This is a genomic window from uncultured Pontibacter sp. (assembly GCF_947492645.1).
Taxonomy (GTDB): domain Bacteria; phylum Bacteroidota; class Bacteroidia; order Cytophagales; family Hymenobacteraceae; genus Pontibacter.
The window spans coordinates 57,855-81,671 of record NZ_CANLMZ010000012.1 but is presented as its reverse complement, the minus strand read 5'-3'; the positions used below and the strand labels follow the sequence as shown (position 1 = coordinate 81,671).

26 protein-coding genes are annotated in these 23,817 nt (G+C 46.6%); 18 read left to right on the top strand and 8 right to left on the bottom strand.

The features are described from left to right. The first annotated feature begins 60 nt into the window (after positions 1-60). From odhB to Q1A23_RS17665, 8 genes are all read left to right on the top strand, one after another. Positions 61-1,629, top strand: coding sequence for a 2-oxoglutarate dehydrogenase complex dihydrolipoyllysine-residue succinyltransferase (gene odhB / locus Q1A23_RS17700; protein ID WP_299825927.1), 1,569 nt, complete (start codon positions 61-63; stop codon positions 1,627-1,629). 104 nt (positions 1,630-1,733) lie between these two features. Then, positions 1,734-3,137 (top strand): dihydrolipoyl dehydrogenase, encoded by a 1,404-nt coding sequence (gene lpdA, locus Q1A23_RS17695; RefSeq protein ID WP_299825925.1) that lies wholly within the window; start codon positions 1,734-1,736, stop codon positions 3,135-3,137. Positions 3,138-3,370: 233 nt separating this feature from the next. Then, complete coding sequence (locus Q1A23_RS17690; RefSeq protein ID WP_299825923.1) at positions 3,371-4,222, top strand: ABC transporter ATP-binding protein; 852 nt, start codon at positions 3,371-3,373, stop codon at positions 4,220-4,222. 1 nt (position 4,223) lies between these two features. Then, the gene (locus Q1A23_RS17685) at positions 4,224-4,415 is read left to right on the top strand and encodes a hypothetical protein (RefSeq protein ID WP_299825921.1); all 192 of its coding nucleotides are present in this window, start codon (positions 4,224-4,226) and stop codon (positions 4,413-4,415) included. A gap of 5 nt (positions 4,416-4,420) precedes the next feature. Continuing rightward, positions 4,421-5,158, top strand: a complete 738-nt coding sequence (locus Q1A23_RS17680; RefSeq protein ID WP_299825919.1) for a hypothetical protein — start codon at positions 4,421-4,423, stop codon at positions 5,156-5,158. 2 nt (positions 5,159-5,160) lie between these two features. After that, positions 5,161-5,532, top strand: coding sequence for a GntR family transcriptional regulator (locus tag Q1A23_RS17675; protein ID WP_299825917.1), 372 nt, complete (start codon positions 5,161-5,163; stop codon positions 5,530-5,532). A gap of 28 nt (positions 5,533-5,560) precedes the next feature. Next, a complete protein-coding gene (locus Q1A23_RS17670) occupies positions 5,561-5,722 on the top strand; it encodes a hypothetical protein (RefSeq protein WP_299825915.1) in 162 nt (53 codons plus the stop codon). A gap of 192 nt (positions 5,723-5,914) precedes the next feature. Continuing rightward, on the top strand, positions 5,915-6,709 hold the full coding sequence (locus Q1A23_RS17665) for a pentapeptide repeat-containing protein (RefSeq protein WP_299825913.1): 795 nt from the start codon (positions 5,915-5,917) through the stop codon (positions 6,707-6,709). 57 nt (positions 6,710-6,766) lie between these two features. Here Q1A23_RS17665 and Q1A23_RS17660 read toward each other — a convergent pair whose 3' ends face one another. Continuing rightward, a complete protein-coding gene (locus Q1A23_RS17660; RefSeq protein WP_299825911.1) occupies positions 6,767-7,336 on the bottom strand; it encodes a hypothetical protein in 570 nt (189 codons plus the stop codon). A 321-nt stretch (positions 7,337-7,657) separates the two neighbouring features. Between Q1A23_RS17660 and Q1A23_RS17655 the strand changes: the two genes are divergently transcribed. The 4 genes from Q1A23_RS17655 (at position 7,658) to Q1A23_RS17640 (ending at position 12,179) form a co-directional block, all read left to right on the top strand. After that, positions 7,658-8,377, top strand: a complete 720-nt coding sequence (locus Q1A23_RS17655; RefSeq protein WP_299825909.1) for an ABC transporter ATP-binding protein — start codon at positions 7,658-7,660, stop codon at positions 8,375-8,377. A gap of 46 nt (positions 8,378-8,423) precedes the next feature. Then, positions 8,424-9,668: an ABC transporter permease gene (locus tag Q1A23_RS17650; RefSeq protein WP_299825907.1), complete on the top strand. Its 1,245-nt coding sequence runs from the start codon at positions 8,424-8,426 to the stop codon at positions 9,666-9,668. 140 nt (positions 9,669-9,808) lie between these two features. Continuing rightward, on the top strand, positions 9,809-11,056 hold the full coding sequence (locus Q1A23_RS17645) for an ABC transporter permease (protein WP_299825906.1): 1,248 nt from the start codon (positions 9,809-9,811) through the stop codon (positions 11,054-11,056). A gap of 28 nt (positions 11,057-11,084) precedes the next feature. After that, positions 11,085-12,179: an efflux RND transporter periplasmic adaptor subunit gene (locus Q1A23_RS17640; protein ID WP_299825904.1), complete on the top strand. Its 1,095-nt coding sequence runs from the start codon at positions 11,085-11,087 to the stop codon at positions 12,177-12,179. 70 nt (positions 12,180-12,249) lie between these two features. Here Q1A23_RS17640 and Q1A23_RS17635 read toward each other — a convergent pair whose 3' ends face one another. Continuing rightward, positions 12,250-12,840, bottom strand: coding sequence for a membrane-associated protein (locus Q1A23_RS17635; protein ID WP_299825902.1), 591 nt, complete (start codon positions 12,838-12,840; stop codon positions 12,250-12,252). A gap of 152 nt (positions 12,841-12,992) precedes the next feature. On the opposite strand from Q1A23_RS17635, the gene Q1A23_RS17630 reads away from it, so the two are divergent. Further along, a complete protein-coding gene (locus tag Q1A23_RS17630; protein WP_299825900.1) occupies positions 12,993-13,958 on the top strand; it encodes a TIGR03885 family FMN-dependent LLM class oxidoreductase in 966 nt (321 codons plus the stop codon). A gap of 129 nt (positions 13,959-14,087) precedes the next feature. Then, positions 14,088-14,576, top strand: a complete 489-nt coding sequence (locus Q1A23_RS17625; RefSeq protein ID WP_299825897.1) for a GNAT family N-acetyltransferase — start codon at positions 14,088-14,090, stop codon at positions 14,574-14,576. 6 nt (positions 14,577-14,582) lie between these two features. Here Q1A23_RS17625 and Q1A23_RS17620 read toward each other — a convergent pair whose 3' ends face one another. After that, entirely contained in the window at positions 14,583-15,143 is a 561-nt protein-coding gene (locus Q1A23_RS17620) for a DUF4864 domain-containing protein (RefSeq protein ID WP_299825894.1), read from the bottom strand. A gap of 143 nt (positions 15,144-15,286) precedes the next feature. On the opposite strand from Q1A23_RS17620, the gene Q1A23_RS17615 reads away from it, so the two are divergent. From Q1A23_RS17615 to Q1A23_RS17600, 4 genes are all read left to right on the top strand, one after another. Further along, the gene (locus tag Q1A23_RS17615; RefSeq protein WP_299825892.1) at positions 15,287-16,078 is read left to right on the top strand and encodes a phosphatase PAP2 family protein; all 792 of its coding nucleotides are present in this window, start codon (positions 15,287-15,289) and stop codon (positions 16,076-16,078) included. A 647-nt stretch (positions 16,079-16,725) separates the two neighbouring features. Further along, positions 16,726-17,256 (top strand): hypothetical protein, encoded by a 531-nt coding sequence (locus tag Q1A23_RS17610; RefSeq protein WP_299825890.1) that lies wholly within the window; start codon positions 16,726-16,728, stop codon positions 17,254-17,256. A 152-nt stretch (positions 17,257-17,408) separates the two neighbouring features. Continuing rightward, the gene (locus Q1A23_RS17605) at positions 17,409-18,494 is read left to right on the top strand and encodes a DUF3616 domain-containing protein (protein WP_299825887.1); all 1,086 of its coding nucleotides are present in this window, start codon (positions 17,409-17,411) and stop codon (positions 18,492-18,494) included. A gap of 73 nt (positions 18,495-18,567) precedes the next feature. After that, positions 18,568-19,020, top strand: a complete 453-nt coding sequence (locus Q1A23_RS17600) for a hypothetical protein (protein WP_299825884.1) — start codon at positions 18,568-18,570, stop codon at positions 19,018-19,020. Positions 19,021-19,090: 70 nt separating this feature from the next. Here Q1A23_RS17600 and Q1A23_RS17595 read toward each other — a convergent pair whose 3' ends face one another. From Q1A23_RS17595 to Q1A23_RS17575, 5 genes are all read right to left on the bottom strand, one after another. After that, on the bottom strand, positions 19,091-19,330 hold the full coding sequence (locus tag Q1A23_RS17595; RefSeq protein ID WP_299825881.1) for a hypothetical protein: 240 nt from the start codon (positions 19,328-19,330) through the stop codon (positions 19,091-19,093). Positions 19,331-19,401: 71 nt separating this feature from the next. After that, positions 19,402-20,916, bottom strand: a complete 1,515-nt coding sequence (locus Q1A23_RS17590; protein WP_299825878.1) for an HTTM domain-containing protein — start codon at positions 20,914-20,916, stop codon at positions 19,402-19,404. Between the two features lie 93 nt (positions 20,917-21,009). Then, positions 21,010-21,453 carry a hypothetical protein gene (locus Q1A23_RS17585; protein WP_299825875.1) on the bottom strand — a complete coding sequence of 148 codons (444 nt, stop codon included), beginning with the start codon at positions 21,451-21,453 and terminating at the stop codon, positions 21,010-21,012. Between the two features lie 203 nt (positions 21,454-21,656). Beyond that, a complete protein-coding gene (locus tag Q1A23_RS17580) occupies positions 21,657-23,003 on the bottom strand; it encodes a lysophospholipid acyltransferase family protein (protein ID WP_299825873.1) in 1,347 nt (448 codons plus the stop codon). Between the two features lie 267 nt (positions 23,004-23,270). Beyond that, entirely contained in the window at positions 23,271-23,615 is a 345-nt protein-coding gene (locus Q1A23_RS17575) for a hypothetical protein (protein ID WP_299825870.1), read from the bottom strand. Positions 23,616-23,817 lie beyond the last annotated feature (202 nt).

Below are 23,817 nucleotides of genomic sequence, written 5' to 3'. Positions count from 1 at the left end.
TAGTCACTACGCATTGTTAATTCGTAATTCAAAAATCGTAATTCATAATTCTAATAAAATATGAGCTTAGAAGTTAAAGTGCCTGCCGTAGGTGAGTCGATCACCGAGGTAACCATAGCCCAATGGCTTAAGAAAGACGGCGACCGTGTGGAAATGGATGAGGTGATTGCGGAGCTGGAATCTGACAAAGCCACATTCGAATTGCCAGCCGAAGCCGCAGGCATTTTACGCATTGTAGCGCAGGAAGGCGATACGATAGACGTAGGCGCTGTTATCTGCCGCATAGATCAGGATGGTGCTGCCCCGTCGGCCCCTGCTGCTGAGCAAGCTGCTGCCCCTGCACCAGTTGCACAGGAGTCTGCTCCGGCCGCTGCTGCTAGTGGCGCTGGCGAGGCTGTAGAGATGAAAGTGCCAACTGTAGGAGAGTCTATCACAGAAGTTACTATAGCCAGCTGGTTAAAAAACGACGGTGATCATGTAGAAATGGACGAAGTGATTGCAGAATTGGAGTCTGATAAAGCTACTTTTGAGTTGCCTGCTGAGGCTGCAGGTGCTTTGCAGATTATCGCGCAGCAAGGTGATACAGTAGAGATTGGTGGTCTGCTTTGTAAAATTGTACCGGGTGCTGGTGTTACACACGCTAATGCGCAAGCAAATGCCAAGCAGGAAGCAGCTAATCAAGCTGTTGCTTCACAACCAGCCGCCGCTGCTTCAGGTGCACAAACTTATGCATCAGGCACACCGTCTCCGGCTGCAGGTAAAATATTGGCAGAAAAAGGCATAAACGCTGCTGATGTGCAAGGTTCTGGTCGCGATGGCCGCATTACCAAAGAAGATGCGCAGAATGCACAGAAAGCCGCTGCGAAACCAGCTGCTGCTCCGGCTCCGGCTGCCCAGCAAGAAGCTGCTGCCCCTGCCACTACAGGCGACAGAAACCAACGCCGCGAGAAAATGAGCTCACTACGCAAGACTGTTGCTCGCCGCCTGGTGCAGGTGAAAAATGAAACGGCTATGCTTACTACTTTCAATGAGGTAGACATGAAGCCGATTATGGACATCCGCGCCAAGTATAAAGACAAGTTTAAAGAAGTACACGAAGTAGGCTTAGGCTTCATGTCGTTCTTCACGAAGGCTTGTACTGTAGCTTTACAGGAGTGGCCGGCAGTAAATGCGCAGATAGATGGAAACGACATGATCTTTAATGATTTCTGTGATATCTCTATCGCCGTTTCTTCTCCTAAAGGCCTTGTGGTGCCGGTTATTCGCAATGCAGAGCAACTGACATTAGACGGCATCGAGAAAGAAGTTATCCGTCTGGCTAAAAAAGCGCGTGACGGTAAATTGTCTATCGATGAAATGACCGGCGGTACTTTCACAATCACCAACGGTGGTGTGTTCGGTTCTATGATGTCTACTCCGATCATCAACGCACCGCAATCGGCTATACTTGGTATGCACAACATTGTGCAGCGCCCTGTTGCCGTAAACGGTCAAGTAGAGATTCGTCCGATGATGTACCTGGCCCTGTCTTACGACCATAGAATTATTGACGGCCGTGAGTCGGTTAGCTTCCTGGTACGCGTGAAAGAGCTGCTGGAAGATCCGATGAGATTGCTGTTAGGCGTATAATTTAAGATTATAGTGAAGGAGGAGAGGCTGCAGAGTTTGCTCCTCCTTTCCTTTTTAATAAATAAAGTAGCATAGAGGTCTTCTCTACCAATAAATAGAAAGAAATGAAATACGATGTTACAGTAATTGGTTCTGGCCCGGGTGGATACGTGGCGGCTATCCGTTGCGCACAATTAGGGTTGAAAACCGCGATTATAGAAAAGTATAATGTATTGGGTGGTACCTGCCTTAATGTAGGTTGTATCCCATCAAAAGCATTACTTGACTCATCAGAGCATTACCACAATGCTGCGCACAACTTCAAAACGCACGGCATCGAGCTTAACGACCTGCAGGTGAACATGGAGCAGATGATTAAGCGTAAGGGCGAAGTGGTGAAGTCGAACAACGACGGTATTGCTTTCCTGATGAAGAAGAACAAGATCGACACCTACTATGGCCTGGGCTCTTTCGTGAATAAGAACACGATCAAGATCACAGACGCAGAAGGTAAAGAGCAGCAGATCGAGACAGATAAAACTATCATCGCGACCGGTTCTAAGCCAACTGCTTTGCCTTTCCTGCCAATCGACAAGAAGCGCATTATCACATCTACTGAGGCGTTGACGCTTACTGATATTCCTAAGAACCTGATCGTGATCGGTGGCGGTGTTATTGGACTGGAGCTTGGTTCGGTGTATGCCCGTTTAGGTGCTAAAGTGCAGGTGATCGAGTACATGGATGCCATTATCCCGACTATGGACCGTGCGCTTGGAAAAGAACTGCAGCGCGTGCTGAAGAAAACACTTGGCTTTGAGTTCTTCTTTAACCACAAAGTAACCGGCGCTACCAACGAAGGCGAAGTAGTAAAAGTAACTGCCGAGAACCCGAAAGGCGAAGCGGTAACGTTTGAAGGTGACTACGTGCTGGTATCTGTTGGCCGCAAGCCATACACAGAAGGTTTAGGTTTAGAGAACGCTGGTGTGCAGATGGGCGAGCGCGGTATGATTGCCGTAAACGACCACCTGGAAACAAACGTGCCGGGTATCTACGCTATTGGTGACGTAGTACGTGGCGCGATGCTGGCACACAAAGCCGAAGAAGAAGGCGTGCTGGTAGCAGAGCAGATCGTAGGTCAAAAGCCGCACATCAACTATAACCTGATACCGGGTGTGGTGTATACCTGGCCGGAAGTAGCAGGTGTTGGCTTTACAGAAGAGCAGTTGAAGGAGCAGGGCCGTGCTTACAAGTCTGGTTCGTTCCCGTTCAAGGCGTCTGGTCGTGCGAAGGCATCTGGCGACACCGATGGTTTTGTGAAAGTACTGGCTGATAAGGAAACAGATGAGATATTGGGCGTTCACATGATCGGACCACGTATTGCTGACCTTATAGCTGAAGCTGTAACGGCTATGGAGTTCCGTGCATCTGCTGAAGATGTGGCCCGTATGAGCCATGCGCACCCAACCTATGCTGAAGCCATGAAGGAGGCGTGCTTAGCTGCAACAGAAAACCGTGCGCTGCATATTTAAGCAAGTATAAAGTATAGAAGCGTCACTCTGCAAAGGGTGGCGCTTTTTTGTTTTAGAAGATCTTGGAGTAGTTGCTTGTTACATCTAATACGCTATAATAGCATCTAGTATTTTACTGTAGCGCAAGGTTTTATAAGTATATTAAAATATTTTATCTGAATAATTTGCAAATCTGAAAGCCCTGTTTACCTTTGTAGTGTACTAGATAACTAATACACTACAAAGGTAAAACTATGATAAAACTACAGGACATTCATTTCAGGTATAAGAAGAACAAACCGCTGTTCGAGAACCTGAACCTGACCCTGCAGCCAGGTTTCATTTATGGCCTATTAGGTAAAAATGGAGCTGGTAAATCGTCGCTGCTAAAGTTAATTTCGGGTATGCTTTTCCCGAATAGCGGTGCAAGCAAGGTATTTGGTTCCGATGCTTCCGCACGTAAGCCAGCCATGTTGCAAGATATTTACCTGGTGCCGGAGGAGTTCAACCTACCGGCCATCAGTATGGCAACTTATGTAAAAACCACCGCGGTGTTTTACGATAAATTCAGCCACAACCAATTTAACGCCTACCTCGCTGAGTTTGAGTTAACTGACGACGCTAAACTTTCGACGCTGTCTTATGGGCAGAAGAAGAAATTCCTGATTGCTTTTGGTCTGGCTACAAACGCAAGGTTGCTTATACTTGATGAGCCTACAAACGGGCTGGACATTCCCAGCAAAAGCCAGTTCAGAAAAATTATGGCCTCTGCCCTGGACGAAGAGAAGATCATCATCATCTCAACGCACCAGGTGCGCGACCTTGAAAACCTGATCGATACGATTGTAGTGCTGGAAAATGGCAAGATCATCTTTAACCATAGCATTGCTGCCATTTCGGAGCGCTTAGCCTTTGAGTACGACCTGAATGGCTTGCCGGCTGATGAAATTGTTTACGCCGAAGAAATACATGGCAGAAAAGCCGGTATCGTGAAGAACATTGCTGGCATCGATAGCCGTGTGGATATGGAGTTGCTGTTTAATGGCATTGTAAAAGATGCTGGCAAAGTAAACGAGCAATTTGCTGCTTTTAAGTATGAACTATAACATGGCAATCAAAAAAGCAGCAGCCCCTGCAAAGCTTACGCTAAACCTCCACTCGTTGTGGGTAATGGTAGCCGCGCTAGGGTGTGCTTATATGGTAAAGGCAACAGATCTAGATTATACCTATCCTTTTCAATTGTTTTTAGAAGGCTTCGTGACAGAAGCAAGTATGGTAACTGACATTAGTACAAGATAAAACTTATGAACGCAGAATTTAACTTAACAAGACTTGGCTACTTTATCAGGCGGCAACTGTTCCTGAACATAAATGCCATGTGGATAGCCATAGCGGCAGTAGTAGGTGTGTTGCTGGTGATATCCGGTTTTACAGCCTATTTTAATCCTACCAAAATCTACAACCTGGTGCCACTATACCTGGTGGTGCTGTTTGTGGGCGGATATGTATTTACAAGCAAGATATTCAGCGAGCTGCACTCACCACAAAAGAGCTATGCATTTTTAACGCTGCCTGTATCAACCTCGGAAAAGTTGTTGGGTGCCTGGATAATTGCCGCGCCTTTATACTTGCTTACTGCTTTGCTGGGTGCAACTATACTGATGCTGGTTAGTGCCCTGGTAGCCGGTCAGTCAGCAGATCTGCCAAATGCTTTCAGCAGTATGCAATTTCTTAGAATGATAGGCAGCTTCCTGGTAACGCAAACCTTCTTCTTTTTAGGAGCTGTGGCCTTCAGAGGTAATAACTTTATGAAAACGCTTTTGGCCATGTTCATTATAGCAGTTGTGCTTGTGAGCTATACCGGATCGCTGGGTTATATGCTGTTTGGAGGCAGAACTGCATTTCAGGAGGGCGACGCAGTGGCTCTGAAAAATAACATGGAGTTTATTACAGAACGCCTGGTGCCATTCCTGTACTGGTATGTGCTGGGGCCATTCTTGTTAGTAGTATCATTTTTCAAATTAAAAGAAAGGCAGGTGTAGACATGGAATTTAAAGAGAACCAAGCAATATACTTACAGATAGCTAATCGCTTTTTCGAAAATATCCTCCGAAAGGATTGGGCTGCAGGCGATAAGATACCATCCATAAGAGACATGGCAGTAGAATTTGAAGTAAACCCAAACACCACAATGCGAACTTTTAATTACTTGCAGGATAAAGGCGTGATCTATAACAAGCGTGGCGTAGGCTACTTTCTAGCCGACGATGGATTTGAGAAAACCATTGTGCTAAAAAAGGAGCAGTTTCTGGAAGAGGAGCTGCCGGCTTTCCTGAAAACGATGAAGCTGCTGGGCTTGTCGCTGGAAGACTTAAAAAAGTATGAAGGCAAGTATAACGGCGCCAGTATAAATTAATCAGATTATCACTCAAAAAGACATTGACATGAAAACGAGTAATAAATTACTGCTGGGCTTGTTTGCTTTTATTCTGCTAAGTATAACTGCCCTACTTGTAACAGTTGATCAGTATGTGGTGGATAAGACGCGGATAGAGGCTCCGGCCCCACCAGCTGCACCAGAGCCGCCTCAGGTGCCAGGAAATTAACCTGATTTTAAAGTTTAGTTAGTTACAGAAGCGAGGGCCGCTCCAGCAGCTCTCGCTTTTATTTTTATAGTGTTTGCACGTAAAAGTATCTGCCGCGCTAAAAATATTCTGCAATCCGGTGCAACCTTCACAATAGGCAACACATCTTTAGTGCAGAATCTAAAACATCAAGTATAAACTTTAACAGGAACCATGATGAGAAATTTACAGATACTGTTGGTGCTGCTTTTACTGCCGGTGATTGCGCTGGCCCAAACGAAAGTAAACGCATCCGAAATCATAGCTAAAATAAATCGTGGCGAGGCTGTGTCTTATAAAAACGCAGAGATTGTTGGCGATCTGGACATGACCAGGTTGAAAAACATGAAGCTGAAAAACCAGAAAAGCGACAGCAAGTATAATTCGAAAGAGTACATAAGTACGGTTACTGCACCGCTTAACTTTGTAAACTGCACATTTAAGGGTAATGTTATGGCATATTTTAACCCCGATAATGGCGCTAATATGCTTAACTCGAGCAACGAAGTATACAACACCAACTTTACCAGAGAAGTAAACTTTGAAAACTGCATTTTTGAGCGCGAGAGTGCCTTTAAGTACTCAGAATTTGAAGGTGGCGCTTCGTTTGCAGGCAGCCGTTTCTCGGATGAGGCGCTGTTTAAGTATAGTAAGTTCAGAGGTGCGATAAACTTTAACAATGCCCGCTTCAGAGGCGACGCTAACTTTAAGTATGTTACGTTTCCGGTAAAGGTAAGCTTTGCTGGCGCGACTTTCGGAGGCGAGGCTAACTTTAAGTATGCCAAATTTGATGAGGGCGTAAACTTTCAGAAAGCAGTTTTTGATGGTACGGCAAATTTTAAATACGCTAAAATATCAGACAGCTTTAACATAAGAGGAGCCAATTTTAAAGGTGGCGATGATTTTAAGTACACGAAACTAAACAACAGGCAAGTATCCCTGACTACGTTGCTAGAGATGAGCCGCTAGTAACTGTAAAACATTCATAGCTCGAAAAGCGCTGTCCTGCAAAGGGTGGCGCTTTTTTTATACTTGCCCCTGCAGCAGTTTCAGAAACTTGCCTATGCCTTCGTGCTCATTTATCCACTTTACAGGGGATAATCCCAGCCACTCTACCCTTACCTTATTGATGGTGCTAAGGCCGGAGGCCGGTAAAGCAAGTTGCGCTGAGGCTATACTGGTGGCAATAGCTGTTTTTAAGGCGGCGGCTTTTACGCGAGTAGTATGGCTGGCATAACGTGCCGGGTGCAAGTGTACATGCCTGCCCGCTATAACTCCCCAGCGCAGCACCCAATCTGTGCCGTCAGATAAAGTGATGCAACGGTAATCTGTGCCGCCTTCAATTAAATATTGCCTGAACGCTTCAGGGCTTAGCAAATTATGCTGCTGTAAGTATGAAATAGTTTCTTCAGCGATTTGCTCCTGGCTTAGGTGCCCAAAGTATAAGTCTAGTTGCGAGCTGCCAAGTGTAAGCAGATCTTTACAGAGGTGTTCTGGTTTTGCGTGTTGGTTTGCCTGTATGTAAGCAAGTATGAACCCCATGTGGTGTTTAAGCGGGTGGAAAAGTATGGGCTCTGGTAACTCAGGCGAAAACATAATAAGCCATACGTAAAGCGCTTAAAAGTATAAAAAGAACAGGATGCAGAGTTGGCCTGATACAGCTGCCAAAATAATTTGGAGTGCAGGCAACCTTACCACTCTCCGGTGCATCTATTTAAGCAATATGAAGTTTGTTATTTGATTTAGTAGCAGGCGTTTAAGTATAACTGTTGTTATGCATCGTTCATAGATGCTGCCGTGCAGTTGGCAGAGATATTACCCGTGGAGGTATAAAATCTGTATAAAATATTGTGAGTAAAGTACCTTGTATAGCAAACTAGCGTAAATTATATTTACCATTATATTGCATTCCAGCCTATGATACAGTTAAGCGATATTCATAAATATTATGCAGTAGGGCAAAACAAGCTACACGTGCTTAAAGGTATTGACATGCATGTGCGTGAGGGTGAATTTGTGTCTATTATGGGCTCATCAGGCTCCGGTAAATCTACGTTGCTTAACATACTTGGCATCCTGGATGATTATGATAGCGGCGAGTATAAACTGGCCGGAACATCGATCAAAAACCTGTCTGCCACCAAGGCTGCTTATTACCGCAATAAGTTTCTGGGCTTCGTGTTTCAGTCATTTAACCTGCTGTCGTTTAAGAATGCAATGGAGAATGTAGCCCTGCCCCTATACTACCAAAAGGTGGGCCGCAAGCAACGAAATAAACTGGCGCTGGAGTACCTCGATAGAGTAGGCCTGAAAGATTGGGCTGAGCACTCGCCTAACGAAATGTCGGGGGGGCAGCGGCAGCGCGTAGCCATTGCCAGGGCGCTTATCTCGCAACCTAAACTTATACTTGCCGACGAACCCACCGGCGCTCTAGACACCCAAACCTCTAACGAAGTGATGGACATTTTTAAGGAGGTGAATAACCAAGGCATGACTGTAGTAATCGTAACGCACGAAAATGACATTGCCGCTCAAACGCACCGCATTATCAGGCTGAAAGATGGGCTGATTGTAAACGATGACCACGGTTTGCATGAGCCCGCCGAGGCTGTTGTGGCAGGAATCGAAGCGAGATAATCTACTTCCCAATTTTAAGATCACACGTTAACGAGCAGCAATAAACATGTTTGACTTAGACAAATGGCAGGAGATATTGGGTACCATGCAGAAGAACAAGCTGCGTACCTTCCTGACAGCCTTCGGGGTGTTCTGGGGTATCTTTATGCTGGTGTTGCTGCTGGGTGCAGGTAAAGGGCTGGAGAATGGCGTTATCAACCGCTTCGGCGATGGGGCTAAGAACAGTATTTATGTTTGGAGCGGTAAAACAGCGCTGGCGCATAAAGGCATGAGTCCGGGCCGCGAAATCAAACTTACCAACCAGGATTTACAAGCCATTGACCGGGAGGTGGCGAGTTTAAACATGATGGCTCCGCGTAACCGCGTGATGGGCGAATATACGATCAACTACAAAAAGCAGAACGGTTCGTTTCAGGTGTTTGGCGCAGAGCCTGATTTTCTGACGATGAACGGAGAAACTGCTGCCCGCGGGCGTGTACTGAACGCCTTTGACGAAAGCGAGAAACGCAAAGTGGTAGTAATCGGAGAACAGGCTGCAAAGGTGCTGTTTGGCGAGCAGAACCCAGTAGGAGAGTATGTAAACATCCGTGGAATTCATTTTAAAGTGGTAGGTACTTTTAAAGTAGGCGGCAACAACGGATCTCGTCGTGAAGAGCGTGCCTATATACCTTTCTCTACGCTGCAAAGCACTTTTAACCAGCCCAACCAGGTGCAGATGATGATCCTGACAGCACAGGATGGCGTACCGGCCAAGGAAATGGAAGACAGGTTGAAAGCTATACTTGCGCAGCGGCACAAGTTCTCTGAAAACGACGACATGGCGCTGGGGATAGAGAACACCGAAGCAGAATACCACAAAGTGCTGGGGCTTTTCAATGGCATCCGCGTGTTTGTCTGGATTGTAGGAATCGGTACGCTGATAGCAGGTATTGTGGGTGTAAGCAATATCATGCTGATCATCGTGAAAGAGCGCACCCGCGAGATTGGAGTAAGAAAAGCGCTAGGTGCAACGCCATTCTCCATCGTTAGCCTTATACTTCAGGAGTCGGTGGTAATTACAGCTTTCTCAGGTTATATGGGGCTGCTGGCAGGTACAGGTTTGTTGGCGCTGATAGAATATGCTATAGTATCGTCGGGAGCAGAAATGCCCTTTTTTGCAAGCCCGGAAGTAGATCCAAGTATGGCAGTTTCGGCAACGGTGGTGCTTGTGCTGAGTGGCGCCATTGCAGGCTTGATGCCGGCACTAAAAGCCGCACGCATCAAACCAATTGAGGCGCTAAGAGCAGATTAAAGTATGGCTTGTTAAGTAGATGCTTCTTTTATCTTTGGCCGCCTTTAAAAACTTTTGAGAACGCAGAAGGAGCAGTTTCTGCAAGTATAAATTCAACAAAAGAGCATCTGGCAAGCATTTGTTTAAAACTATAGGAAGGCATGATAGACATCGATAAATGGACCGAGATTTACAATACTGTAAAGAAGCACAAGCTTCGTACAGCGTTGACGGCCTTTGGCGTGTTCTGGGGCATTTTTATGCTGGTCGTGCTTTTAGGTGCCGGCAAAGGGCTGGAGAATGGCATTATGAGTGAGTTTAACATTGCCAAAAATGCCGTGTTTATCTGGACCCAGCGTACCAGCGTGCCTTATATGGGCTTAAAAGCAGGGCGTTTTATCCAGATGACAAATGATGATGTGGCAGCTATACGAGCCAACGTGCCCGAGGTGGCGGTAATAGCGCCGAGCAACCGGTTGCAAGGCGATTTTGCGGTTAACTATGGCGTAAAAAGCGCAGCCTTTACAGTAGATGGCGAAACGCCGGAACTGCTGCGGGTAAAACCAATAAAAGTACCGTCTGGGCGGTTTCTGAACAGTAAAGATATTAAAGAGCGGCGTAAAGTCGCCATTGTTGGCCCCAGAACATTGGAGCTGCTTTTTAAAGACGAAGACCCGATTGGCAAGTATATCAGCATCAAGGGGAGTTACTTTTTGGTAGTAGGCACCTTTGAGCCCGTCGGTAAAGGCGAGGATATTGTAGAGGACTCCAAAGTAATCTACATCCCGAACACAACTTTGCAACAAACTTTTAACCAGCCAAACCAGGTAGGTTTTATGGCACTTACGCCTAAGCCGGGGGTGCCGGCAGCTGTGATAGAAGATAAAGTAAAAACGCTGCTGATGAAGCGCCATAACGTAGCACCGGAGGACCTGAAAGCTTTTGGCTCTGCAAACGTGGAGAAGGAATACCAGGATGTGCAAGGCTTGTTTATGGGCATAGCAGGTTTTAGCTGGCTGGTAAGTATAGGCACCATCTTCGCGGGCATTATCGGTGTGGGTAACATTATGTTGATTGTAGTGAAGGAGCGCACCAAGGAGATCGGGGTACGGAAAGCGCTTGGGGCAACGCCGTGGTCTATCATCAGCCTTATCATTCAGGAGTCAATTGTGATAACCGGGCTGGCCGGCTACATCGGTTTGCTAGGCGGCACAGGCCTGATTGCCACCATCGAGTTCTTCATGAAAAAGTATGACGTGCAGGCAGGCTTCTTTGGGGCTCCTGAGGTGAACTTAGGCATTGCTTTAACGGCAACCATATTGTTAGTGCTTACTGGCGCATTGGCAGGGTTAATACCAGCTACCAAAGCAGCACGGGTAAACCCGGTGGTAGCCCTCCGGGATGAGTAGTAATTAAGAATCGTAACTATAAGCTTCTATGAAAAAGGTTTTTTTAGGTTTGTTTATCGTGGTGTTCCTGGGCCTGTCGGGGTGGTTGGGCTATTACTTCTACAAAAAGTCGAACACCGACCCTGTGGTTTATAAAACCGAGGCACCCTTCGAAACGGAGATCGTGAAAAAGACTGTTGCCACGGGCTCTATTGTTCCCCGCAAGGAGGTACAGGTAAAATCGGTGGTGTCGGGTGTTGTAGAGGAGCTGTATGTAGAGGCCGGCGAGGTGGTAAAGCAGGGGCAACTGCTTGCCAGGATCAAAATTGTGCCCAACATGGTAAGCGTTAACAACGCCGAAACCCAACTGCAAACCGCTAAGCTAAACTTTGATGAGGCCAAACGCGAACTGGCACGCTACGAGCAATTATATGAGCAAAAGGTAGTGCCGGAGCAGGAGTTCCGGAAGTATAAAGCAGACTACAACCTGAAAAAAGAAGCCATGCAGGCCGCAGAAAGTAACCTGCAACTGGTGCGCGAAGGCACATCGCGTAAGCGCAGCCAATCGTCTAACCTAGTTTATTCTACCATAGATGGCATGCTGCTGGATGTTCCGGTTAAAGTAGGCACTTCTATTATCGAGCGCAACAACTTTAACGAAGGTACCACTATTGCCACCGTAGCCGATATGCGCAGCCTTATTTTTGAAGGCAAGATAGATGAATCGGAGGTGGGCAAGCTAAAAGAGAACATGGACCTGCTGCTGACCATTGGCGCCATCGAAAACCGGGTGTTTAATGCCAAGCTGGAGTACATTGCCCCAAAAGGCATACTTGAGGAGGGCTCTATTAAGTTTCCGATACGGGCACAGGTGCTGCTGAATGAGAAAGATTTTATAAGAGCCGGCTACAGCGCCAACGCCGACATTGTGCTGGACAAGCGCGACAAGGTATTGGCTATAAAGGAAAGTATGCTGAAGTTCGAGAAAGACGAGCCTTATGTAGAAGTGGAAACAGCGCCACAGGTGTTTGAGAAACGAGTAATTAAAACCGGCCTATCGGATGGCATAAACATAGAGGTTGTTTCGGGGCTGAGCAAAAAGGAGAAGATAAAAGTAACGGATGCCAGTATTGCCACCATCTAGCATTGTGTAAGTATAAATTGTATAAGTATAAAGTATAAAAGCGGGTAAGAGCCCGCTTTTATACTTTATACTAGGTAAAGAGCCACACCAGTAGCAGGTGCGAAGGCAGGTAAATAGCAACCGGAAAAAACAGAAGCGCAAGTATAAAATATACTTTGGGTGGGATTTTTCTCTGGGGTTTATCCCCGAGGCCAAACACCCAGTTTATGTTTTCATGGGGTGGCGTTAAAAAGTAAGTTAGAGGCAGCACTACCCAGGCCAGCGCAGTTTGCCAGTAAATTGCCGTAACCTCATAGCCCCATTTTATCAAGAGCCAGATAACGATAGCAGGTAAAAAAACATGAAACAGCGACAGCCCACGCAGGAAAAGGCTTTTATCCCGGTGAAACATGTAATCACTCAACCCCAGTAATTGCTTGCCCGAGATCAGACGGCCAAAATAATCCACGCACCACACCAGCTCCAGACCCAGCACACCTACTGCCATCATACTTAATAGCAACCGGCTTTCTGTCCAGAGCACAATGCCCACCGAAAAAAGCGCCACATCAGAAAACCAGAGAAAATTAGCGGGACCGTAATGCTTCCAATATACAGGCACAAGTATCAGCAAAAACAAAGTATAGCTAATAGGTAACCAAAGTGGGATAGTAGTGCTCATACATGCCGGGTGTTTACTTTTTGGGATTTATACTTTAATCTTTGGTAAAAGGATAACAAGCCTGCAGTAACGCATAGCCGGACTATTGCGTTAGCCATAGCACCAACTTAAGCGCGCTTACAAGCACTTTTAAATAAACCTGACTATACTATATGGCAAAATTGGGCTATCATATTTCACACGAGCAGTTTGCACCCAGCGACTTACTGCGGTATGCAAAAAAGGCGGAAGAGGCCGGTTTTACGTTTTGCCTTTCTTCTGATCATTTTCACCCCTGGACCGAGGCGCAGGGAGAGTCTGGCTTTGCCTGGTCGTGGTTAGGAGCTGCCATGGCGCAAACATCTCTGAGCTATGGCATTGTGAACTGCCCCACCATGCGCTACCATCCAGCTATTATAGCACAAGCCGCCGCCACTTTAGACGAAATGTTTCCGGGTAGGTTTTGGGTGGCAGCAGGCAGCGGCCAAGCCTTAAACGAGTCTATCATGGGGGAGCATTGGCCCGATAAAACCATGCGGAACGCCAGGTTAAAAGAGGCTGTAAGTATAATGCGGGACCTCTGGAACGGAGAGACGGTAACGCGCCGCGATCTGATAAAAGTAGAAAACGCTAAATTGTATACACGCCCCAAAACAGGGATAGAGGTAGTGGGTGCCGCCATAACCCCCGAAACAGCAAGTTGGGCAGCAGGCTGGGCAGATGCCCTTATTACGGTTTCTAAGCCTATAGACAAATTGCGCGAAGTAGTTGATGCGTGGAAGCAAAACGGCGGCGAGAACAAGCCAATGCTCCTGAAAGTGCAGCTATCTTACGATACAACCGAAGAAGAAGCCCGAAGCGGTGCCCACGATCAATGGAAAAGCAACGTGTTTGGCAGCAGCCTGCTGTCAGAGCTTAAAACCCCCAACGAGTTTGAGCAGGCCGGCAAGTATGTAGAGCCAGGCAAACTGGATGAATCTGTAAACATCTCCAGCGACCCGCAAAAGCATATAGCCTGGATTGAGGAATATGCAAACCTTGGCTTTGAGAGAATAGTGCTGCACAATGTAAACCGGAAACAGGAGCAGTTTATAGAAGCGTTCGGCGAGAAGGTATTGCCAGCCTTTGCAGGCAGGTAAAGTATAAACTTTATACTTTAGCATGGGCCCCTATTGCTTAAAAGTAGTGAGGCCCCATGCTTTTATAGGGATATGCTTTGAGCAGAGACTCACGTAGCGTAATTTTGCAGCTTTCGTACTATACGCACCATGGCACAGCATTACAATACTCCGTCCGCTATACAAATAGTAGATTTTAACCTGTTTTACGCAAAGGCTTTCTACGACCTTAACCACGAGTGGATCTCTAAATACTTTGTAATGGAGGAGGCCGACAATCAATCGCTTTCAAACCCACAAGGGTATATCATCAATAAAGGAGGGTATATACTGATGGCGCTTTTTAACGGCGAGCCTGTTGGCACCTGTGCGTTGATTAACGATGGGGAGGGTGTGTTTGAGTTGGCTAAAATGGCTGTTGCCCCTAAAATGCAGGGCATGAAAATAGGCAAAATGCTTGGTGAGGCAGCCATAGACAGAGCCAAGCGTGTGGGCGCAAACAAAGTATACCTAGTATCTAACAGGCGCCTGGAAACGGCATTAAACCTGTACAAGCGCCTCGGTTTTATAGAGGTGCCTATGCCGCCCAGCATTTACGAGCGGGCAGATATCAAGATGGAGCTCTCTTTACAGGTATAGCCGCTGTTACGTTAAGCTGGTTTGCCTGGGTGGTTCCATACGTGCAATGCCCTCTGTCATCCAGCAGCCTTTGTAAGTACCCTTGCGTTGTTTGGCAAGTATAAAAAGGTACGCATCTTTTGTTCCATCTCTGCCGGTAATCACCACTAACTGGTACGCCTTGTCTTCTGTAATCACTAACTGCCCGGTTTTGTAACTTTTAAAGTTTAGCATAGTACGATAGGCAGGATCGCGCACAATTAATCTGAACTGGTTTAAGGGGCCGATATGCATTTTGTTTTTAGGCGACGAGAAGTTGAACACCGTAATAATGCCGCTGTCCTGGTGATCGTTTTCCTGGAGTGCGCGCATCTGTATGCGTACAACCTGGCGTGGCGTAAGTGTCTTATCTGGCTTTAAATAAGTCCATTTAGATGTAGAGGCAGTTACCTCGGCAGGAGAAGTGTGAAATGCGTAATGCTGTCTGTCGGGAGAGGGCATGGCCGGAAACTGCCACCAGAACAAGAGCAGTAAAGCTATTCCTGTTGCGAGCATTATCTTATCAAACACTTGATTCATCCCCTTCATACTAAATATGTACTTTATTTAGAAGGCTATAGTTGTCTTATAGCTGAATTTTAAGGGTGTACAGGTATTAAATTGCAGGCAACAGCACCATCCGGAAAACAAACCTTAAAGGGTGCGTATAGCTTAATCAAGTTAAACGGAACATGAAAAATCCCTTATCCCACAAAGTACGCAGAGCAAAGCGCTGGTTTTTAGAGCAGTCGCCTGTCAGGTCTTTTCAGCAGAAATTTCCGAGGGTGGCCGCTTTTATAGGTAACCGGTTTTACACAAAGAGCTTTGTTGGCTTGCCTTTAACCTTGCTGTTAGTGGTGGCTTATGTCAATGTAAGCCTGCTTTCAGAACTTACCGAGAGCGTAATGGATGCAGAGTGGATTGTGGTAACAGACCATACGTTTACTTCTCAATTGTACAGCGCAAGATCGCCTTGGCTTAGTGAGTTTTTCTTTATGCTAACCAAGCTTGGGGAGCGCAATGCGGTGTTTGTAGTGGGCGCAGTTGCTACTGGCATTTTCTTGTACCGCAGGCGCTATGCAGCTATAGTTGTTTTCTGGATAGTGATGGCCGGCCTGGGCTTGTCTGTAAGGTATGGCAAAACATTTATCAGCCGCGCCCGTCCTGCCGATGTAGCTTATTACGAGGTAGAGCATTACTCCTTCCCGAGCGGGCACGCTACCACGGCGCTGGCCTTGTATGGTTTGCTGGCCTACTTCCTGTACAGGCACTACAACAAAAGCCCTTACAGAAACCTTTACCTCTGGCTGGCTTTTATACTTACGTTACTGGTTGGGTTCAGCAGAATATACCTGGGGGTGCACTACCTGTCGGATGTGCTGGCCGGCTACTTATTGGGGCTGCTTTGGATGTTGGTGGGTATAAGCCTGGTAGAGGTAATGATGTACCGCAAAAATAAGGCGCCGCTTAACAACCGTTCGTAGCTCATACTTTCTGTACAAGATGTCGTGCTTGCTGTGTTGCAAAGCAAACATCTACCGCAGCTTTTATACGCTGTTGCTCTTGTAGCACTCCATCCCGAAATATTTTTATGATAGTTTTAACGTTACTGTAGATCATACTACCCTGCAGTAAATCAACTCAAGAAAAGCCTTTAGCACCCACAACTGAATATGGGAGAGCAGCAAGTATACATTAGCCTACGAAACACATACCCGGTTTCCCTAATCTTCAGATCACGATTTTAGACCTATAATACAAGCCCCAAGGAGTCAAGATGCTCAGGTTGTACATGGTTCTACAGCGCGTGCAAAACCTGGGCAAGAAGCAAAAGCATGGGAGAAGGCGGCAAAAACGATGTCAAATTTAAAGGCGACGCACCTGAAAGGCTTTGGTGGTTAAAATTGCACTAAAAATAAGGCCGGATTCAAAATAAGGCGCTTAAAGTATATTTTGGATATATATAAATATAAATGGATTTAGAAGGTTCTTTTATATAATTAAGCTTATAAACGCAACCCTTAGCCAATTTTAGCGATAGAATAAGTCTGGTGCTCTTCCAATTACTAGCTTACCGGGCTGGTGTGGAAGAGAAGAGTGCTGAAGAAAATAAACTTAATGTTGATAAACCATGGAAAACAATCAAAATAATTCGAACAATAGAAATTCACAGTCACAGTCTAGAAATAACCCATCTGCTCAGAACAGCGGTACACAAAGCTCTGCAAGTAACAGCAGTCAGCCGTCTGGCTCATCGCAGAACAGAAGCGGTAGCAGCACAACTGGTGCAAGTAGTACGTCGTCATCGGCTTCTAACTTAAGCGGCGCTTCTTCTCAGTCTGGTCAGTCAAACACAAGTGGAAGCAGCGCAAACTCAATGCAGGGCCGCAGCAGCCAGCAAGGCACATCAGGACAAGCAGGCATGAAAAACATGCAGGATAAACTGCAGCAGTTTGGCAGTACCGCCATGCAAAAAGTAAACAGCATGAGCACTACGCAAAAAGTAATTGGCGGCTCACTATTGGCATTAGGCGCGGGTTGGTTGGCAATGGGCTCAAAGAATAAATCAAACATCAAAAACAAAGTTAGCTCGATAGCTTCTAAGCAGTTAAAAACAAACAAAGGAGGCACTTCTGGCTCACCTAACATAGGCAGAAGATAAGTAAGGCTGATTTAAAACAAAGCAGAAGCGCCGGGCAATATTGTCCGGCGCTTTTTTGTGCTTAAGCATTTAAGTATAGCTTTATACATTGGAGGGCCTGTGGCTGCATCAGTTTTTAGAATAGCGTATAGTACATTAAACCAGATTATAGGATGGCAAACAAAGTTATACTTCAGTTTAAGCACGACTTAAGTATTGTAAACGGCAAGCATGTGCGCGACGGGCTGTCGGCAGCATTCCGTACCGAAAACGACCTGTGGCTTAGCTGCGACGAGAGAACCACCATAGAGCGGCTATCGGTGCAGCAGGATGGCTCTTTTGCGGATCATACTTCTTTTGAGCTTGCCGATTACCTGGACCTGCCTGCAGAAGATAAAAGCGAGATAGACATAGAAGGCATAGGTATGGCAAACAACTACCTGTGGCTCATTGGCTCTCATAGTTTAAAACGCCGGAAGCCCAAGCGGCACCAAAGTATAAAAAAGCAGATTAAGCGCCTGGCAGAAGTAACCAGCGACCCTAATCGCTATGTGCTGGCGCGCATCCCGATACTAAAAAACGAAGCCACAGGGCATTATGAGCTATATAAAGAAGTTGATAACCCTCAGAACCCAGGTCAGAAACTGAGGGCTGCCCAATTGCACGGCAACACAACCAGCAGCCTGCTTACGGAAGTGTTGCAGCAGGATGAGCACCTGGGGCCGTTTATGAACATACCCGGTAAAGACAACGGATTTGACATTGAGGGACTGGCTACGTGTGGCAAACGCATTTACCTTGGGTTGCGCGGCCCTGTGCTTAGAGGTTGGGCTGTTATACTGGAGGTGGAGGTAGAAGAAGATGAAAAAGGCAGGCTGCACCTGAAGAAACTAACAAGCGAACACCACTATAAAAAACATTTCCTTAACCTGCGCGGCAAGGGTATCCGGGAGTTGCGCGTTTTCGGGGAAGATATTTACCTGCTGGCAGGCCCAACTATGGACTTGGATGGTGTAATAGCTATTTACCGTTGGCCAGGCGCATTGGTTGGTAAAACAGAGCACATGGTGCACCACAACGAGCTGGAGCGCCTGCACGAGGTACCGCATGGCACAGGAGATAATACCGGCAAGGACAAAGCCGAAGGGCTCGCCGTGTTTGACGATAAGCATGTGCTCATTGTGTTTGATAGCCCCACCGATGAAAGAAAGATTGGGGAAGACAGCGTGGAAGCACTAGTGGTAAAAGTGATAGGCTAGCCTCTAAGTATAACCTTTGCTGTTGTCTTCAGTTAAAAGAATGATCAGAACAAGAAAACTAAAAAAGTAAACTATGAACAACGCACTAAAAGCTATGGCCAGCGGGTTGGCGGGTGCCGTAGTGCTAACTGTGGTACACGAAACATTGCGCAGGTTTGTGCCGGATGCTCCTCGTATGGATGTGCTCGGGATGCGCTCTATCGAAAAGCTAATGACCAAAGCTGACGAACAACCACCTCAGGATAAAGAAGAATTGCATACATGGGCTCTTGCTGGTGATGTTATTTCAAACTCGTTATACTATAGCCTGGCTGGTACAGGCAGTAGTGCATGGTGGCGCGGAGCTGCCTTAGGTGCTGCTGCAGGTGCAGGCGCTTTGCTGCTGCCAGGCCCGCTAGGCTTAGGCGAACAGCCAAGCAACAGAACAACTAAAACACAGGTAATGACGGTGAGCTATTATTTGCTGGGTGGTTTAGTAGCTGCAGCTTTGGGCTATGCCCTGGGCAACAACGACGACGACGAATAAGGCAGAAGTATAAAAAGGCAGGGGCAGGTACTTAGAAGTACCTGCCCCTGCCTTTTTATACGCTAGTAGTTTACATGGTTGGGGGTGTGTTGCTGCGCTGCACAGTAGAGGTGTCTGTTGGGCTGATGTTTTCTGTAGCCGTGTCTCCTTCCATACTATCCATGCCTTCCATGCCCTCGTTCTGCATGCCATTTACTTTGTTTTCTGTTGTGTCGGTTTCTACTCCGGTTGTATTATCGGAGCTGCAAGCGGTTATGGCTGTTGCGGTAAATAATGCCCCGGCCATTAAAAATGCATATCTTCTTCTCATAGTAATTCAGGTTTAAATGTTAGTTAGTTGCTTTTACGGAGTATAAGCTCTTTTTGATGAACTTGCTTATACTACTCGGGTAGGTTTGCACACTTGCACAGCACTTCTCTGGTGGGGGTTGCAACCTGGTAATCAGGCAAGGATGGCTCTTTCATGTACACAACTTCCAGCTGCGATATTTGTTGCTGCGGGTGAGCCTCATTCCATCGCCGCACTAAATAATTGCAGTAATACGGTCTGGCGTAGGTGTTATGAATGTAAAGGTAATTTTCAGAGTATTTGCGCCAGCGGTCGTTCTTGAACAGCGATACAACAGAGGCAGGTTTGGCATGATCAACTTCTTTGCCTTGCTGGTTGATGTCTATCCTTTTGCCGTCGGCTGTTTGCCCTTCCAACACATACCAGCCATCGTCTTTAAACACAACGGGTGCAAACATGCCCCAATGCTGGTCAAGGCGCAACAGGTAGCCAAACCAACGGCTACTATCCGGGATTTTAGGAATTGCCAGATGTGTGCCGCTTAAGTTCCACCAGATGCAGTAAAGCAGCGCAACCGATACAAACGTGTTCCGGAGTTGAGGCATGAGGTGCTTTGGTAGCTGGGGTGTGCGCAGTTGCACCTGCAGGCTTACCGGAGATGGCTGCCTGAGCTTTTCAAACAGCTTTTTAAATTGCCCGGTTCGGGGCCTGCGCAGCGAAGTAAGAAACCGTTTATCAACCCAATCCATAACCGGCCCAGGCACCAGCCCGGCAACAGAAGCAATGTTGATGAGGTAGAACAGGCCTACAAATAGCGTTAAGCTGATACTTATATGGAAGCCTACCAGCACCAGCACCACCACCATCCGGAAGAAATTATTGTATATCGGTATAAGCAGCAGGAAAGGTAACAGCAACTCGGTATAGTATGCAGTTAAAGTGAGTATGCGCAGCAGGTCAGGGTACTGGTATATCAGGCGCCCCACCGGCATCAGTATCTGGTCCAGGCTAAGGGCATAGTAAAGTGCTGTGCCTTCGGTAGTCCATTCGGGTGAGTTTTTGAGTAGTGCCGTGCTAAAGTATACCAGCCCAACCTGCACAATATAGGCAACGGTGGCCGGGCTTAAATAACTGTTGTCGGAGGGTGTGAGTTTTGGGTTTTGTGCAGCATCGTAAGAATAGTGGCGGCCCCACGGTAAAAACATGCCCCAGAATAAAAGCATCCGAAGCAGGTCATCTCCGCCCTGGCCTATAAGCAGGTTGCGGTTTTGCAGCGACATCAGCAGGAGCCAGCTTGCAATGGTTGCTATACGGGTTTTATAACCCACCAGCATCCAGCAGGCAAAAAAGGCTGCAAGTATAAACAGCACCACCTGGAACTGCCAAAGGCCGCTTAAAGTATGGAAAGAGAAAAAGTGGGGCAGCCATAAGTGCTTGTGCAACACATGCAGCGGCAGCACACCCATATTAGAGTAATGCGCTTCTAAATCTGTTGCCCTGATTGCTAAGTCTGTTAATACGATACCGGCAATCCATATCCGCATAACAGCCAGCGCGCGCAGGTCTACTGTAAAAACTTTGCGGAAGTAAAGTGCGAGGTATTTCATTTGGAGCTCCTGCTAAGAATGAGTAAAAGCAAAAAGGCAAATTCTCGTGGAGCTTGCCTTTTTGCTTTTATACTAATTATACTTTACCGGCTGCTAGTTTGTGGTAGTTCCGGTAGTTGTACCAGTTGTAGTTCCAGTTGTTGTGCCAGTCGTGGTTCCTGTTGTAGTACCAGTTGTTGTTCCGGTCGTCGTACCCGTTGTCATGCCAGTAGTAGTGCCTGTTGTACCTGTGGTAGTTCCAGTCGTCGTGCCGGTCGTGGTTCCCGTGGTTGTACCGGTAGTCGTACCAGTAGTAGTGCCCGTTGTTGTACCGGTAGTCATACCAGTTGTTGTGCCGGTGGTACCAGTCGTGGTTCCCGTGGTTGTGCCAGTTGTGGTTCCGGTCGTGGTGCCTGTAGTTGTACCAGTTGTGGTACCGTAATCATCAGTAGTATCTGTACCGTTGGTATCTGTAGTTGTATCGGTACTGGAGCAGCCAAATAAAAGAGCGGCCGCAACAAAAGACGATGCGCAGTAATTCAAAAAGTTGTGTTTCATAGCGTTTAAGTTCAAATTAAAATTGTATTAGTTTGTTTAGTCTAGAACTTTTACGAGCTATATTCAAAAACGGTGGGATTTTACGGCTAAATAGCGTTCGGATAAAGACTTGTTTTAAGTAAACAGGGTATAATCTGGTATTTATATACCAAATTACTATGTAAAATAGTGTGCAAAAATGTCTGGTTTGCGTAATGCGCACTCTAGTTTTTCTGCAAATACTCCTGCCTGGCTTGCTCCAGTTCAGCTATGATGGCTTTGCGTTGCTCCCGTAGGTCATTCACTATATCTTGCCTTTTAAAGAACAGGCGCAGCAGCAGCCAATGCTCTTGCGTTTGCAGCACACCGTTCCAGTAGGCAAGCGTAAAAAAGCCGCTTAGGGGTAAGCTTAGCAAGTATAAAAGCAGCCATGGTGCCCCAGGGGCCAAGAACTTTGCCACCAGCCACACCTCCAGGGCGTAAAACAGCGGAAACGTAAAAATACCTGTAGTAAGCATAATGGGGGCGTACCACTCCTCTTCTTTTGTAGCGGCCCGTGCCACCTTAGATGGTATAATGTAGGGCAGGTAATTGTGCAGTAAGCCAAACACATACACCGGAAAGCCAAGTACCAGGTACAACAAGTTGATAACGCTGTGGCGGATGATAGCATCATGGCCCTTGCCCAGTATGGCATCCTGCAGGCGGAGCCGCTTTAGCTGCAACATGTATACATTTATATTTTGTTTTAGTGCGGCTACACGTGCAGGGGCAGCCTGGCTAAAGTAATTTATACTTTTAACAATTGCCTTTGTAAGTATAAAGTCATGCTCGTGGGGAGGGGCGGTAGCCGGGGCCGTTGCTGCAATCTGCGCTTTATACAGCTCTTCCACTTGCTTTGCCAGTTCGTCCTCTTCGTCGGTTGGTGTATGGATGATAAGCTTTTCCATCTGCTCCTTCATCTCATTGGTTAAGGCAAGCACGGCATCCTGGGCATGTTCCTGAAAAAGGACGGCATAATCAGCCACATTTATAGGCTCGCCAATGTTTACAAACACATTGCTCCGGAAACGTGTAGGGGCAGCGTAATTTAATCCGACAGGCAAGATTTTAAGACCAAGTGTATGCATGTTTTCGGCTTCTACGCCCAGCGCAATTCGGGCCGTGCCAGTTTTTAGCTTGCGTAAGCGGCGTTGGTTAAAGCTGTTGCCCTCCGGAAAAATAAGTATGGTTTTCTTTTGCTTTAAGGCCTCAAAGCTTGCTGCAAAAGCTTCGTCGTTGCTAATGGCCTGGTCAGGATTGTCTTCGCGGCGGTTTATAGGTATCAGGTGCATTTTGCGCAGCATCCAATTCTGTACTTTGCCTCCAAACACGGTGCTCTTGGCAATAAAAAACACAGGCTGCTCCAGCAACGATGCCGTCACGATTGGGTCCATGAAAGTGTTGGGGTGGTTAGATACTACCAGCAAAGGACCTTGCTTGGGGATGAGGTGGCGGTTGCGTACCTCAAATTTCCTGAAGAACACCTGGAGGCCAATTTTGTAAATAAGCCTCAGTAAAGTATAAAGCATAAAGTTTTGATGATATCAGAAGCGTAATATAAGGAATGCCTTTTATTACTTGTAGCCCGGAAATCAAATTTAAAGTATAAACAGATCCGGGTAAAGCTGCCAAAGGAGGGGCTTGCGTATCTGTACAGCTAACTTACAAGTATGGGCAGCAACGCTTTGGGAAGTCGCAGCTATAGAAAGCTGGGTTTTAAAGTACGCTAATGCAATGGCACCTGTGCCTGCAGGAGGGAGAAGCCAAAACAAAGTGAAAAGACCTGATAACCGGAGCTAAGCTTCTACAGAAACCAACCAATCATAGGCCGAGGTAAGATCTTCGAACTCCTGTACCTCAAACGGAATGGGGTGATGTTTATCGTTTAGAAATCTTTTGAGATGACCGGCAGCAGCCTCGTCGAAGGAGTTTAGAACGGCGTACCGCTTTAAAGGCAGCTGCACGAACAGTTCCAGGAAATTATTCAGCGTCCAGTCTGTGTCCTCATCAGATAATTCAGAGATCAGGCGCCTGTCTGCTATGGCGTAAGGTACATTGTACAACCTGATGTAAGAGTTGAATTTTAATAGAGCCTCTCTGTATTGTTCGCTAGTGCATTTGTCATACCACTGTGATACCAAAATGTTAGGTCCTTCATAAAGCTCGACGCGCAAATATTTTGAATCAAAACATACCATTGGGCAGGGTTTAAGGGTGCAGTTACATATAGTAATGTTAACTATTATTCTCTAATAATCAAAGTTTTAAATGATAAAGTTCATATAAAATCGAGTTGTTCAGAAGCTTTTTTAAGTGGCTCTTGCTATGTTTCTTAATGCTTGT

Excerpts from the sequence above, each read along its gene's own strand:
- Q1A23_RS17675 (WP_299825917.1), top strand. The coding sequence starts at position 5,161 with ATGGAATTTAAAGAGAACCAAGCAATATACTTACAGATAGCTAATCGC.
- Q1A23_RS17610 (WP_299825890.1), top strand. The coding sequence starts at position 16,726 with ATGGAAAACAATCAAAATAATTCGAACAATAGAAATTCACAGTCACAG.
- Q1A23_RS17655 (WP_299825909.1), top strand. The coding sequence starts at position 7,658 with ATGATACAGTTAAGCGATATTCATAAATATTATGCAGTAGGGCAAAAC.
- Q1A23_RS17595 (WP_299825881.1), bottom strand. The coding sequence starts at position 19,330 with ATGAGAAGAAGATATGCATTTTTAATGGCCGGGGCATTATTTACCGCA.
- Q1A23_RS17590 (WP_299825878.1), bottom strand. The coding sequence starts at position 20,916 with ATGAAATACCTCGCACTTTACTTCCGCAAAGTTTTTACAGTAGACCTG.
- Q1A23_RS17630 (WP_299825900.1), top strand. The coding sequence starts at position 12,993 with ATGGCAAAATTGGGCTATCATATTTCACACGAGCAGTTTGCACCCAGC.
- lpdA (WP_299825925.1), top strand. The coding sequence starts at position 1,734 with ATGAAATACGATGTTACAGTAATTGGTTCTGGCCCGGGTGGATACGTG.
- Q1A23_RS17645 (WP_299825906.1), top strand. The coding sequence starts at position 9,809 with ATGATAGACATCGATAAATGGACCGAGATTTACAATACTGTAAAGAAG.
- Q1A23_RS17660 (WP_299825911.1), bottom strand. The coding sequence starts at position 7,336 with ATGTTTTCGCCTGAGTTACCAGAGCCCATACTTTTCCACCCGCTTAAA.
- Q1A23_RS17685 (WP_299825921.1), top strand. The coding sequence starts at position 4,224 with ATGGCAATCAAAAAAGCAGCAGCCCCTGCAAAGCTTACGCTAAACCTC.
- Q1A23_RS17585 (WP_299825875.1), bottom strand. The coding sequence starts at position 21,453 with ATGAAACACAACTTTTTGAATTACTGCGCATCGTCTTTTGTTGCGGCC.
- Q1A23_RS17635 (WP_299825902.1), bottom strand. The coding sequence starts at position 12,840 with ATGAGCACTACTATCCCACTTTGGTTACCTATTAGCTATACTTTGTTT.
- Q1A23_RS17665 (WP_299825913.1), top strand. The coding sequence starts at position 5,915 with ATGATGAGAAATTTACAGATACTGTTGGTGCTGCTTTTACTGCCGGTG.
- Q1A23_RS17680 (WP_299825919.1), top strand. The coding sequence starts at position 4,421 with ATGAACGCAGAATTTAACTTAACAAGACTTGGCTACTTTATCAGGCGG.
- Q1A23_RS17600 (WP_299825884.1), top strand. The coding sequence starts at position 18,568 with ATGAACAACGCACTAAAAGCTATGGCCAGCGGGTTGGCGGGTGCCGTA.
- Q1A23_RS17615 (WP_299825892.1), top strand. The coding sequence starts at position 15,287 with ATGAAAAATCCCTTATCCCACAAAGTACGCAGAGCAAAGCGCTGGTTT.
- Q1A23_RS17690 (WP_299825923.1), top strand. The coding sequence starts at position 3,371 with ATGATAAAACTACAGGACATTCATTTCAGGTATAAGAAGAACAAACCG.
- Q1A23_RS17625 (WP_299825897.1), top strand. The coding sequence starts at position 14,088 with ATGGCACAGCATTACAATACTCCGTCCGCTATACAAATAGTAGATTTT.
- Q1A23_RS17620 (WP_299825894.1), bottom strand. The coding sequence starts at position 15,143 with ATGAAGGGGATGAATCAAGTGTTTGATAAGATAATGCTCGCAACAGGA.
- odhB (WP_299825927.1), top strand. The coding sequence starts at position 61 with ATGAGCTTAGAAGTTAAAGTGCCTGCCGTAGGTGAGTCGATCACCGAG.
- Q1A23_RS17605 (WP_299825887.1), top strand. The coding sequence starts at position 17,409 with ATGGCAAACAAAGTTATACTTCAGTTTAAGCACGACTTAAGTATTGTA.
- Q1A23_RS17670 (WP_299825915.1), top strand. The coding sequence starts at position 5,561 with ATGAAAACGAGTAATAAATTACTGCTGGGCTTGTTTGCTTTTATTCTG.
- Q1A23_RS17640 (WP_299825904.1), top strand. The coding sequence starts at position 11,085 with ATGAAAAAGGTTTTTTTAGGTTTGTTTATCGTGGTGTTCCTGGGCCTG.
- Q1A23_RS17580 (WP_299825873.1), bottom strand. The coding sequence starts at position 23,003 with ATGCTTTATACTTTACTGAGGCTTATTTACAAAATTGGCCTCCAGGTG.
- Q1A23_RS17650 (WP_299825907.1), top strand. The coding sequence starts at position 8,424 with ATGTTTGACTTAGACAAATGGCAGGAGATATTGGGTACCATGCAGAAG.